The 12356-nt window shown below is 50.3% G+C and carries 10 protein-coding genes; 5 read left to right on the top strand and 5 right to left on the bottom strand.

Translation table 11 applies throughout. From position 1 onward, the window contains the following. Positions 1-36: 36 nt before the first annotated feature. The gene (locus tag SH449x_RS25280; RefSeq protein WP_482378856.1) at positions 37-2049 is read left to right on the top strand and encodes an NAD(+) synthase; all 2013 of its coding nucleotides are present in this window, start codon (positions 37-39) and stop codon (positions 2047-2049) included. Here the strand turns inward: SH449x_RS25280 and eboE are convergent. After that, positions 2018-3280 (bottom strand): metabolite traffic protein EboE, encoded by a 1263-nt coding sequence (eboE, locus tag SH449x_RS25275; RefSeq protein WP_482378855.1) that lies wholly within the window; start codon positions 3278-3280, stop codon positions 2018-2020. The genes SH449x_RS25280 and eboE overlap by 32 nt on opposite strands. Positions 3281-3446: 166 nt before the next feature. Between eboE and aroC the strand changes: the two genes are divergently transcribed. The 4 genes from aroC (at position 3447) to SH449x_RS25255 (ending at position 8694) form a co-directional block, all read left to right on the top strand. Continuing rightward, the gene (gene aroC / locus SH449x_RS25270) at positions 3447-4595 is read left to right on the top strand and encodes a chorismate synthase (protein ID WP_482378854.1); all 1149 of its coding nucleotides are present in this window, start codon (positions 3447-3449) and stop codon (positions 4593-4595) included. Between the two features lie 139 nt (positions 4596-4734). Continuing rightward, the gene (locus SH449x_RS25265; protein ID WP_482378853.1) at positions 4735-5196 is read left to right on the top strand and encodes a hypothetical protein; all 462 of its coding nucleotides are present in this window, start codon (positions 4735-4737) and stop codon (positions 5194-5196) included. A gap of 72 nt (positions 5197-5268) precedes the next feature. Continuing rightward, the gene (locus SH449x_RS25260) at positions 5269-6309 is read left to right on the top strand and encodes an FAD:protein FMN transferase (RefSeq protein ID WP_482378852.1); all 1041 of its coding nucleotides are present in this window, start codon (positions 5269-5271) and stop codon (positions 6307-6309) included. 105 nt (positions 6310-6414) lie between these two features. Beyond that, positions 6415-8694, top strand: a complete 2280-nt coding sequence (locus tag SH449x_RS25255; RefSeq protein WP_482378851.1) for a DUF4190 domain-containing protein — start codon at positions 6415-6417, stop codon at positions 8692-8694. A 311-nt stretch (positions 8695-9005) separates the two neighbouring features. Here SH449x_RS25255 and SH449x_RS25250 read toward each other — a convergent pair whose 3' ends face one another. The 4 genes from SH449x_RS25250 to SH449x_RS25235 form a co-directional block, all read right to left on the bottom strand. Beyond that, positions 9006-9557, bottom strand: coding sequence for a ferritin-like domain-containing protein (locus SH449x_RS25250; protein ID WP_482378850.1), 552 nt, complete (start codon positions 9555-9557; stop codon positions 9006-9008). Further along, on the bottom strand, positions 9541-10068 hold the full coding sequence (locus SH449x_RS25245) for a hypothetical protein (RefSeq protein WP_482378849.1): 528 nt from the start codon (positions 10066-10068) through the stop codon (positions 9541-9543). Before SH449x_RS25245 ends, SH449x_RS25250 begins: the two co-directional genes overlap by 17 nt. A 31-nt stretch (positions 10069-10099) precedes the next feature. Beyond that, entirely contained in the window at positions 10100-10471 is a 372-nt protein-coding gene (locus tag SH449x_RS25240) for a BON domain-containing protein (RefSeq protein ID WP_482378848.1), read from the bottom strand. Positions 10472-11070: 599 nt separating this feature from the next. Next, entirely contained in the window at positions 11071-12285 is a 1215-nt protein-coding gene (locus SH449x_RS25235) for a methyl-accepting chemotaxis protein (protein ID WP_482378847.1), read from the bottom strand. Between the last annotated feature and the right edge of the window lie 71 nt (positions 12286-12356).

Below are 12356 nucleotides of genomic sequence, written 5' to 3'. Positions count from 1 at the left end.
TAAACTCTAACGCCGTCGGACAAAATAAGGCTCGACATGACCCCAACCGGCTTTCTAAGAATTTCTGCGATCTGTGTTCCGACCTGGATTGCAAATCCCCAGCGAAATCGAGAGGCAATCGAAGCTGCGATTCATCGCGAAGCCGACTCGGACATACTATTGTTCGGCGAGCTAACCTTAAGTGGCTACACCTGCGGAGAACTCTTTCTGCAATCGACACTTCTCGCAAGCTGCCGCCATGAGTTATTCCAATTGTGCAAATCGGTAAGCGACCGGCAATTGGTTGTCGTGGGGATCCCTTGGGTCCATAACAGCAAACTCTACAATTGCGCAGCCCTTCTATGGAACCACTCATTGATTGGGTTGGTTCCCAAACAACATCTGCCCACCTACCAAGAGTTCTACGAGGGACGCTGGTTTCAATCGGGCAGTGGCGTTAGTGAGCAGTTGCAGCTCGCAGAGCAAACGATGACCGTGCCGTTTGGGCCTGATCTGCTCGTCGAAGCTGGCTCAGCAATCATTGGAGTTGAGATATGCGAAGACCTATGGGTTCCGATACCTCCGAGCTCCGTTCAAACGCTCGCCGGTGCAACTGTTTGTTTAAATCTGTCTGCTAGCAACGAGACGGTCGGAAAAGCTGCATACCGACAACGCTTAGTCGCTGCCCAATCCGGTCGTTGCAATGCAGCTTATGCCTACGCCAGTGTTGGCCCCACCGAATCGACTACCGACTTGGTCTTCGGAGCACACTGTCTGATTGCCGAGAATGGTAGCTTGCTCGCCGAATCACAAAGAGTCGGAACCGGCTTGCAGCTTCATCCAAATGATTTGGAACCTAGCCATTCCTCCATAGCGACCGCAGATATCGATCTCGGACGGATTGAACACGACCGCCGAATGACCGGGACGATGCACCAGACCAATCTGAGCTTGCCTAGCTTTCGCAGAATCCCAGTTTCTCTACCCATCGGTACTAGAAAGCTTAAACGCTTCGTTGATCCTCGCCCCTTCGTGCCCAGCAATACTAGCCAGCTTGCAGAACGCTGCGCCGAAGTTTTTGAGATCCAAGTCGCTGCTCTCACGAAGCGTATCAGCAGCCTGCCGGATAGCACTCCGCTAACGATCGGCGTTTCTGGTGGACTCGACAGCACTTTAGCGTTGCTGGTTGCGGCCAAAATGTTCGACTTAACGCGGTTCGACAAGTCCCGATTAGTTGGCCTGACGATGCCTGGATTCGGAACTTCGTCACAAACAAAAAGTAACGCCATAGAGCTAATGAAGTGCTTAGGAGTCCGGTCTGAGGTGATTGATATCCGAGCTAGCTGCTTGGAAATCTTCCGCAATTTGGGGCATAAACCGTTCGGTATCGATTGCACAGGGCTGACGATTGATTCGTTGCAAGAGCAACTAGAGCACCTCCCCGATTCACATCGGAACGATCTAGTATTCGAAAACGTACAAGCTCGCATGAGAACACTCTTGCTCATGAGCCGCGGTTTCGTGATTGGGACTGGCGACTTATCCGAGAGTGCGCTCGGATGGAGTACGTACAATGCCGACCACATGTCTATGTACAATGTAAATTGCTCGGTTCCAAAAACGCTTGTTCGCTTCTTAGTCGAGTTTGTGGCCAATCACGAATTTGCAAGCAGCGAGGCGCACGGTAGCCGAGTTCGGGAAATTCTGCTTGATATTGCTGCGACCCCCATATCCCCAGAATTGTTACCGTTGACAAAGGACAAGAGTGTCAGCCAAGCGACCGAGGAAACCGTTGGACCTTATGAGCTGCACGATTTCTACTTGTACCATTTTGTTAGAAGCGGTGCATCGCAGGAAAAGATCCTGGAGCTGGCATCGAATGCAGAGTTCAGCGTCGAATACTCAGAGCTGACGATCCGGAAATGGCTGAATGTCTTCTTCAAACGATTCTTCCAAGCCCAGTTCAAACGGACTTGCGTTCCAGATGGTCCGAAGGTCGGGACAGTTTCGTTGTCACCCCGTGGCGATTGGCGAATGCCTACGGATGCTGACCCAGGGCTTTGGCTATGAACCATTTGATTTCTTCGGCAATCCCTGCTGCAAGGTCGGCTGTTTTCAAATCTTCGGGTAGGACCGTCCAAGCGTAGGTCTCTATCTCGAAGTGCCCAGTCGGGAATCGATCTGTCCCCGCAAGTGGTGCAAGCAAAGAAATTGTTTTCTCGATCTCAGGCTGCGTTGTGAGAAGTTGGCCGAATCGCTCTAGATAGATTGGCACATGAAAGTGGACTCGCCATTCGTCTTGCAATGGAAGATCGATGGTCTGTGTGTTTGCATTCGGCGCGCCTATCGTTCGACCAGCAAGAGCGATTGGCAAATCTTCAACTAAACGTTGCAGGATTGGTAATTTCGCCTCATGCTCGCCTCCCGGTAAACGCCCCAAAGTTGTTTGATGCAAATAGCGATCCTCTGCGAATTGTGATAGCTGGCTCAATGCATCCGTCTTTTGTTCGGAGTTCATCTTCCACCAGGGAACCGCTATGGCCGAAGAAACTTGGACTTTGCCAACCTTGATTCCATACTCGAACAATGCGGACAACTCTGTGGCTTGGTCCTCAAACATGACCGCAGCATGGCAAACGTCGTGACATAGTGTGATGTGCTCCAGAACGTCGGTCTCGGCCTGCTGATTCGGACACGTCGCAAGCAGGTGCTCCCGATAAAACTCGAGAAAGGTCTGGGTTGAGGTGAGATAGCAGCCAGGTTCCGGCTCGATCGCGATCACGATAAGTCGACCCGTGTTCTCCCGCAATGCAGCAAGCTCCTGTGCTAGAAAGATAAGATTCTTGCAAGCGACCTGCAACTGTTCACTAGAGGGGCCCGGTGAGCCCCACGCAATCGGAAGCGTGGAAATGCTACCGTGCTGATCATCCGGCAGTATCGCGTCCAAGATGCGAACCAGTTTGCGAGTGTACTCTAAGCGAGCGGTATCCCACCAAGTCGGCAAATAGACTGCCTGCTTAACGATGGTCTGGTGAAAGTCCCCCTGCGGAAAGCCGTTCAGAGTAAAAGGCGTGAGCGAACGTCGAGCCAATGTTGCCCGGAGCAACTCTAGATTGGCAATTTCCAGAGCTTCGCATGCTGAGGTTTCAGAGAACCAGAGTCCGATCCCGATTGGGGAACCGACGAGTGTTTGGACTCGGGCACTGTAATTTTCAAGATTTGCTAATACTTCCGGAAAAGTCCGTCCCGCATGAACGTTCATGCAGTACCCGGTTTTTCCGTTTAATTGTGCTGAATCCATCGATGTTTCTTTCTCGAGAATGCAACGAAGCGTGCGAGGAAAGGCCAACGCGGCTTGGCTTAGGGCTAAACGATACTAAACTGTTGAGTACATTAACCGAGTGGCCAAATTGACATTTAGCCGCTCTGCCATAGCCAAAAATCGCTAACCACTCAGTCTGTTCTTCATGTTACGTTATTGGACCGCCGGAGAATCTCACGGAAAAGCCCTCCTCGCCCTTATCGATGGTTTTCCGGCTGGATTGACGATCGATACCGACCACATCGATCGGGAGCTCCAGTTGCGACAAGGTGGATACGGACGCGGCGGTCGCCAGAAACTGGAACAAGACCGCGTGGAGTTCCTGACCGGTGTATGGCAAGGAACCACCCTCGGTTCTCCCCTCACCTTGCAAGTTGTTAATAACGATTACAAATTGGAGCGGCTCAAGGAACTCGAGCGGCCTCGTCCGGGGCACGCCGATTTGACCGGCTCGATCAAATATCTGGGTTCCATCCGAGGTGTGCTGGAGCGATCAAGTGCTCGTGAAACAGCAGTGCGGGTTGCGGCTGGGGCACTCGCTCGGCAATTGTTAAGCCAATTCGGAATTGAGACGATCGGCTATGTTCTCGAGTTGGGCGCGATGCCGATCGGGCGTGGCGACTCGTTAAGCAAGAAGATTAGTGACGTGCGAGCGTTGCGGGATACCAGCAGTATCTACTCCGTCGAGCCGAGCCAGGACAAGGATGCGGAAGCCTACATCGATCGAACTGCCGACGACGGCGATACACTCGGTGGTATCATCGAGGTTCGAGTCGACGGATTGCCCTTTGGTTTAGGAACCCATGCGCAGTGGGATCGCAAGCTGGATGGCAAGATCGCGCAAGCCGTGATGGCGGTACAGGCGATCAAGGGAGTTGAAATCGGCATGGGCTTTGAAGCCGCTCGGCGGCCGGGATCGCAAGTCCACGACCCGATTCATTTCGATCCAGAACAAGTGAGTACACCGAACTTGGGCTACGTCCGTCCTAGCAACAATGCTGGTGGTCTCGAAGGTGGGATGACCAATGGACAATCCTTGATCGTTCGTGCAGCAAAGAAGCCGATTAGCACGCTTCGGAAACCGCTCGATTCCATTCGCATGGAAGACAAAGGCTCTCATCGGGCCAGTTACGAGCGGAGCGATGTTTGTGCCATTTCAGCGGCGGCCATTATTGTAGAACATGTTGTCGCCTTTGAGGTGGCAGCGGCGTTGGTCGACAAGTTTGGCGGTGACAGTCTCGTTGAGATGAAAGCGCGATACGAGTTGTTCCAGAAGATGGCAAGAGAACGGTAAGAGCCTATCCGAAAAGGGGTCTGCCCCTCTCCGGCGAGGCCAGAAAACCAATGAAATCGACTCGCCTCCAAAGGGTCAGCCCCCTTTTCGGATAGGTAAGCGTGTTGCCAGAGGCTTTACGTATACATAGGAATAAGACATGAATCCGACAGAGCTAGAAGCTTGTATGAACGACCCCGAGTTGGCAATGAAGAATCTTGGTTCGTTGCTCGAGCTAGTCAATCATGAAGATGAGACTACCTCGAATTATGCTGTAGAATCACTAGAAAATTGCGGTGCTCCAACCGCTGAGCATTTGGGCTTATTGCAAAAGTGTTTAAGCGATTCCGATTCGTTGCGAGTTTATTGGGACGCTACCTTGCTAGGCCGTTTGTTTGCAGAACAAGCCGAGGAGTTAGCTGGTTCGTTGCCACCTCTGCAAGTAGCCTTGGGGCAGAGACTTAATGACAAGTCCTTGGACGATTCGGCACGGGAAAGGATTTGCTGGGCGATCACAAAATTACCATCGATCGATGAAGGACTACGTACAGCTCTCCAAGCGGCATCCCAAGACGCCAAGCCGCGAATGCTGAAATTGATCGAAACGGCATTATCGATCTAGAGACACTCGCCAATTGCGAGTTCGGGTTCTCCATCTCTCGCACATGCCGTTGCGGCAATTTTAACTTCACTCATGCCAACTCGAAACAAACGCGTACTCGTCCCAGACATTACTACCTTGTTGGTGCCACAAGGTGACCAGGTCACATACCCCGTCTCTTTCTCGTTCGGCCAGACGATGGGTACGACTTGGCGATGTCATTTTGTTTTATCTCCAGGCCATAGGTTTGACGATATCATAACGCTGATCGAACAAACACTAGCACTGGTGATCGATCAAATGAGTCACTGGGATCCAAGATCGAGCTTATCGCGATACAACCGTGCAATGGCTGATACTTGGGTGGCGATTCCCGACGAGTTTTTCATTGTCCTTACCGAGGCTCTTGGCTTAGCAGAGAAAACGGGAGGGCTCTATGATCCAACCGTCGGTCATGTTATTCAGATGCTCGGTTTTGGTCCCGAACCACCAGCAAGTCACCGCGTCGACCTAGATTCATTGCGGCAAAACGACCAGAGATATGACTGGAAGAGTGTCAGTCTTGACTTCTCTGCCAAACGTGTGCTTCAGCCTGGTCAAATTCACTTGGACCTGTCTTCGATAGCAAAGGGGTTCGCAGTAGATTTAGTGAGCGAGCGCCTGTTGGATATTGGGTTGAATCATTTCCTGTTCGAGATTGGGGGGGAGTTTCGCGGCGAGGGATGCAAACCCAACGGCACCCCTTGGTGGGTCGGCTTGGAATCTATTCATGCGGAGGATAAGGAGACAGCAGATCGTGAATCCCCCGCATCTCCTGAGGTAATCATTGCGGCATGTGGTTTATCCATAGCGACGTCAGGCCCCTCGCACCATCGGCACGTCCTGCCGGATGGAAAGATGATTAGTCATCTAGTTAATGCCGTCACCTGTGATGCACAGGTCAGAGAATTGTCGAGTGTAACGGTAATCGAACGACGGTGCATACAAGCAGACGGGTGGGCGACAGCGTTGTTTGTGGCTGGTTTAGAGACAGGCCTCGAGCTAGCAGAACAGCATCGAATAGCTGCCATCTTTTCGTGTAAAACAGGGAAAGCGATAGAAAGCTCCCAGATTTCGACTCTGTTCGATAGCTAGTTGGGAAACACGATCGACTCATAAGAACGAACCCCCAACGCTGGTTCGTTATCGGCTACAATGAGACCCTCTTCTATTTTCTGAAATCGCCGCAGGGTAATCGAAATGATCATATTTGGATGGGGCAGTCGTAAAAGTGTTAGTGGTTCGGGGCATTTCGATTGTCCATTATGCAAAACCACGACCCCATTTCAGCACATAAAAAGCCGACGTTGGTTCAACCTCTTTTTTGTACCGATATTTCCTCTGAGCGGGTCCGACGATTCTATTAACTGCATGACCTGTCGTACCTCATTTCGCCCCGACGCCCTGCCAGATCTTCAAAGCAAACTGCCCGTCTCGACCAGCATTTCACCATTTTCTATCGTGGGGATGCTGCTGGGGATTGTGTCCTTGATCATGAGTTGCGTTTTCTTCGTATCTGGCCCCTTTGCGCTCTTTGCCGTTATTCTGAGCCATACTGCGCTGGGTTCCATCAAAAAGAACCAACCGCACATGGAAGGGCGTTGGCAAGCTGTCACTGGTCTAGTCACAGGATATTTAGCGCTGACGTTCTCAATTGCCGTAGGAGTCATTGTAATGATGGCGCCGCGTTGGTTTCCTCGCGACCCTGGTGGGGCCTCAAACTGGGCATTAAGCGAAGATAAGGATGAGGGAGATCGCAGTTTCCAGGTCTCCGAATCAGGAAACGCCAGCTTCAAATCGGCGGAGTACGAAATCGCTGCTAAACGTGACCAACCCGTCGGACGCGGAAATTCGAAAGAAGCGATTGAGTTAGCCGAAGAGTTTGCTGAGAAGCTCAAAGAGTTGTGTGATATCTCTTTTACCTCCAACAAACGTCCCTTCCAAGTGTTCTCTGAGGATGAGTATTTGACTTTTTGCGAGTTAAAAGAGGATCGGTGCTTGTTCCTGGTACACGTTCCGTCGTACCGAAAGTTTACGGGCAGCGCGAAAAAGACGCTTGCTGATATCGCCTGGGCAACAGCCCAAGTCGTTACTGTAGAAAAGCTAAAGCCAAATGTGCGACTAGGAGTCGGGCTGCGTGGGGTACTTTTGTACGGAGATATTATGCTGGGCACAACGGTAGAGTCCAGTGAATCCAGATTTACACCCTATCGAGCGGGCGATAAAGCAGATCTGATCGCATTCTTCGAACCTAGCCGCCTTGCTAATCAAGCTACAGTCGATAACACAGCCGCTTTTCAACAAGCTTCCGATTCGGAGCATGATAGGTCAATTACGGATTCAACGATGGAACGCAACTTCTTTGATGATGGCAAAGTCACACAGACCGCACCTTCGGAGTCTAAGCCCAGCGTCCCCGATGTCGACTCCAAAGGAATTTCCGAGAGTCCCGCAGTGACTTCTCCGAGAACCACAAGGGATAGAAAGATTGCTGCCGATCGCCGTCAGCCCAGTCCCCCTGCCAAGCCACCGAAACCGGAAGAGCCCAAGTTCGAGAATAAGATTCCTATTAAACTCGTAATGACATTGGATAACAAATCCTGGGGATTTACTTCGCTCGCGTTTAGTCCCAATGGAAAATGGATAGCGGCTGGCAAGATGGATCAGTCTATTATCATTTTCAATGCACAGTCAGGTGAAGTTGTCCACCATGAGGAAAGGATCAGTGAACTAAGCAGCGTATCGTCGATTGCGTTCGATCGTTCCAGTGAACGAATCATAGCCGGTGGGTCAACCGGTCAAGCCGTACTGTGGGAGGTGAGCAACTCTGGACTTCTATCCAATTCTAGTAAAGCGTATCGGTTTGATGGCGAATTGAGGTTTTTAAAGACCAGTCCTATTCATAGTTTCTTTATGGGTGCCAGTGCCAAGGGAACGATCGCATGGCAAGCATTCGGGGAATCGAAGTCACAGCCCCGATTACTCCAAGAATTCGGTAAAGACATTCAAGCGATATGGCTGCCGTCGGACGGAATAGAAGCCCAAGCTACAGATGGATCAAAAATCATTCGCTTCTCACTTCGTGATGGCACCATTGCTAGTAGCCAGGACTTGGGTTTGCGTTACGCAAATTTTGCAACCTTCAGTGACAATGGCAACCGAATCGCAGTTGCTGCCTCTGACACGCTTCATTTCATAGATCAAGAAGAGGGGAGCTCAGTTCGCAATACCAAGCTTCCTCGAGGAGAAAGTGTTTATGCACTAGAGTTCCATCCGAATGGTCATTGGGTGATGATTGGAATGCGAGCGAAAGTGGCGGTGTACGATTTTGAGACTGCGGAGGTTATTGCGTACCTTGATCCAGGGTCGATTTTTTATCAAACGAACATCGCCTTTAGATCCGACGGACAATTCCTCGCAACTTCGTCTAACACCGCACAAGATGCCATTCGCATCTTCGAACTTGGTTCATCCCCTTGAGTTGGTTGCAACTTCACCTTGCGGTACAAACCAAAGGACTGGAACGCCCAAAATGAGAAAAAGTCCTGCACCGCCAGCTTGGGCTGCACAGGGCTTTTCAGGAATAGGAACAAACTAATTGGACGGAACACGATGAAGACCCGTTGCAGCCATATTGCGACATCTGATACAGCTACTGTACCTGACACAAGTTACTGTTGTTACTATTGCGATTCTTAAGCCGTATCGGTCAAGCATAGCATGGATACTGCCTGCTCTGCGTCGCCACAAAAAGCTATTGGTCTAGTGGTCTACTCTACCATGAGAATCGACTATGCGTTTGCCGCTAGGTTTGCGGTTTTGCTGAGCTTGCTCAGCATCTTGTCAGCCTTCTCTTCATCGTCCATATTCTGTCCCAAAAGTTTTTTAGCACTCGAGTATCCGAGCTGATCAGCCCATGTACACAAGGTTCCATAGGTTGCAATCTCGTAGTGCTCAACTTTTTGTGCCAGACCAATCAAAATTGCATCTGCCACATCGGAATCTGCATCCTGAGCCATCGTTTCCTCCACCTCCTTGATCAAACCAGCCATCGCTTCGCACTTTTTGGCCTTAGCGGCTTTGCCCGTTTCATCAAATGCGCTTACCACACGGTCGACGTGTGCTTTCGTTGCTTCGAGATGTTCGGTAAGTGCAAGGGTAAGCTTTTCACTACTCGCCTTTTTCACCATCTTCGGTAAAGCTTTTACGAGTTGTTGTTCCGCGCTGTAAATATCTTGTAGTTCAGCATAGAAGGCGTCTGCAAGTGTTTCGAGTTTTGTCATATAAATTTCCTTGAAAAAGTGTGTTCGTTGGTCGCGTTTTCTATTAGCTTTTGCCAGCAACCGACGCTTCGCGAGATGACGTGATGTCTTCAGCGCCTGCGTTCTCAAAAATCTCTTTTATCTTTTCGGTTTCCTCTGTGTTCTCAGAGTGAACCGATAGGAGGCAGCGTCCTCCTTTGAGTTTACCCTCAAACTTCTTGGCTTCGAATTCAGGAATCCCCATGCCTATCAGCGCACCTGAGATTCCACCCACCGCACCGCCGATCGCGGTACCAGCGAGCGCGGCCATGATCGGACCGGCGGCGATGAATGGACCGACACCGGGAATTGCAAGAGCCCCGATTCCCAGTAGCCAGCCGAGTCCACCACCTACGACCGCGCCAGTGCCTGCACCGATCGTTGCTCCTTCAGGCGACTTCGTTTCGTTATCGACGGCGAAGTCCTTGGTCCCTTGGTTGTCCGGCATCAGGACTGAGATATCTTCAGCAGTGAACCCTTCGGCTTTGAGACGATCGACAACGGTAATTGCTTCGTTCGAGGTTTTTACTGTACAAAAAATTGCATATGCCATCTTAATTTCCTTGAAATTTCAGTGAGTGAGTTTAGTTTGATTTCGCGACTTCGAGCTGACTATCAACTTTCGTCTCGCCAGCAATCTTGCGAGCGATGGTTTCTATTTGTGCTTTTTCGTCGAGGGTTGCGACTGGACCGCGAAGTGTGACTTGGCCGTTCTGAGTCATGATCTTGACGTTCTGAGCATTGATGGACATTTTGGTAGCTACGACCTGCTTACGGATGTTTGCCGTGATGTCGATGTCCTTCTGGTTTTCATTTTGATCCAACGGAGTTTTCGCAGAACTGCTTCGATCACGTTGGTTCACTGCTGAGTTGTCGCTATTTGGAGGTGTCTGCATTACGTTTTCGCAACCCGTAACAGCCATTCCAAATACTAAGAGTATTGAAGTGTATTTCACTTTATAGCTCCCTGTTTATTTCGAGTCTTTCGAAGGTTTGCCGAGTCATTTGCGGCGAGTCGTTTCATCTTCATACCGTTTCCTTTATACGATTTTGGCAGAAGTATCGTTTGCTTCCACACCTAGATCGGTGTTGTCTAAAGTACATGTCACTTTGCCAGTGATGTCAGTTTTACAACATTCGACGCTAGAACATATCGGAGGAAACATCAAAACAACCTGGCGGACTTAACCACGAGTGTTGTATTGGGATGACTACAAAACGAAATTAGATTGCTAGTGCGTTAACTAGCGCGATGCTGGCGATAAAATCGGAACCTGACACCACAAGAGCGAGCATCAATTTTTAAGGAGGTTGACGTTGAGGTTGTTCGTTGAGGTTCAGCAAGAATTATTTTACGACAGGAGTGCCTCGTCCTCTGTCGTGACGTTTCCCGATGACAATCCATGACAGTTTGTTGCAAGCCGCAGCCCTGAAAAAAATTAAGCCCCGTGCTGCCGAAAGGGGCAACAAAGGGCTTCTCATAGATTCTTGATGCGTCTACCGAGTCAACATTAAACGTTGAACGCGGCGATTGCTTTGAGGTATCTTATGCAAACTACCGTTGCAATTCTTGGGCCGTGTCGGCCAAGGATCGCATGGTGACGGATTGCTCTTCCACTGCGGCGGAGATCACCACCATGTTTTGACTGACGCTGGCGACGCTATTGGAGATTTGCTCGGCTGAGCCAACCACTCCCTTGATACTGCCTTGGATGAGCTGAACGGTCTGCTCGATGCTTTGAGTAGCCTTTGCCGTTTGTTTCGCAAGCTCTTTGACTTCGCTAGCCACGACCGCAAAACCGCGTCCTGCTTCACCTGCACGGGCCGATTCAATCGTAGCGTTCAACGCAAGAAGATTGGTTTGCTCTGCCAGTTCGCGGATCGTCTCGACGACCTTTCCAATCGATCGGCTCTGCTCATCGAGTTGCTCGACGGTTGTTTTCGCAGTTGACGCTAAATTCTCAGCATCTTGGGCGAGAGAAGCTGTCGACGATACATTTCCGGAGATCTCTTGGATCGTTTGTGTCATTTGAGAAACACTGGACGCAACAGAATGCGCAACAGACGTAGTCGTTTTTCGATTGACGACTGCTTCAGTCACATTGGTCGCGAACTTGATGACCGAGGTGATTTCCCCATTCAGTCCGAATACGGGGTTGTAAGAAGCTTGGATGTAAACTTCTTTCCCACCCTTACCAACGCGTTTGTACTCGCCAGCATGATGTTCACCTCTACCGAGCGAACGCCAAAACTCTGAGTATTCTGGGGAGTTCCTCCATGATGCTTCAGCGAACATGCTGTGATGCTTACCTTGAATCTCCGACATGGAGTATCCGACAGTGTCAAGGAAATTGTCATTTGCACGGATGATCGTTCCGTCCACTTCAAACTCGATCACCGCAAAGCATCGATTCACAGCTTCCAGTTGACTAGTCAAACTCGCCCATTCGCGTTTCTGTTCCGTGACATCAGACGCGAATTTCACAATGCTTTTTACTTGACCATCTTCGCCAAACACGGGATTATAGGTCGCCTGGATCCAGACCTGCTCCCCACGCTTGTTCACTCTCAAAAACTGACCGGAAAAGAATTCACCAGACCGAAGCTTCGACCAAAAGGTCGCGTACTCGGAGGATCGCGCATCCTCAGAACGCAAAAACATCCTATGGTGCTTTCCCACGATTTCATCGAGCGAATAGCCAACCGTTGCTAGAAAATTCTCATTTGCGGAGAGTATGGTTCCGTTGATGTCGAATTCAATAATCGCCATTGACCTCCCAATGGGTGCATTCCCATTCTGCGTAAGCATTTGCTAGCAAATCACAGTGGTTTTTGCCTTAG

The sequence above is a fragment of the Brakhagea baltica genome (assembly GCF_052161605.1).
Classification (GTDB): domain Bacteria; phylum Planctomycetota; class Planctomycetia; order Pirellulales; family Pirellulaceae; genus JBKCUI01.
The sequence above is the reverse complement of the archived record's forward strand: the minus strand, read 5'-3'. Positions and strand labels throughout refer to the sequence as shown.

Bases quoted from the DNA above. Each gene is read 5' to 3' on its own strand.
- SH449x_RS25280 (WP_482378856.1), top strand. From the start codon at position 37: ATGACCCCAACCGGCTTTCTAAGAATTTCTGCGATCTGTGTTCCGACC.
- eboE (WP_482378855.1), bottom strand. From the start codon at position 3,280: ATGGATTCAGCACAATTAAACGGAAAAACCGGGTACTGCATGAACGTT.
- aroC (WP_482378854.1), top strand. From the start codon at position 3,447: ATGTTACGTTATTGGACCGCCGGAGAATCTCACGGAAAAGCCCTCCTC.
- SH449x_RS25265 (WP_482378853.1), top strand. From the start codon at position 4,735: ATGAATCCGACAGAGCTAGAAGCTTGTATGAACGACCCCGAGTTGGCA.
- SH449x_RS25260 (WP_482378852.1), top strand. From the start codon at position 5,269: ATGCCAACTCGAAACAAACGCGTACTCGTCCCAGACATTACTACCTTG.
- SH449x_RS25255 (WP_482378851.1), top strand. From the start codon at position 6,415: ATGATCATATTTGGATGGGGCAGTCGTAAAAGTGTTAGTGGTTCGGGG.
- SH449x_RS25245 (WP_482378849.1), bottom strand. From the start codon at position 10,068: ATGGCATATGCAATTTTTTGTACAGTAAAAACCTCGAACGAAGCAATT.
- SH449x_RS25235 (WP_482378847.1), bottom strand. From the start codon at position 12,285: ATGGCGATTATTGAATTCGACATCAACGGAACCATACTCTCCGCAAAT.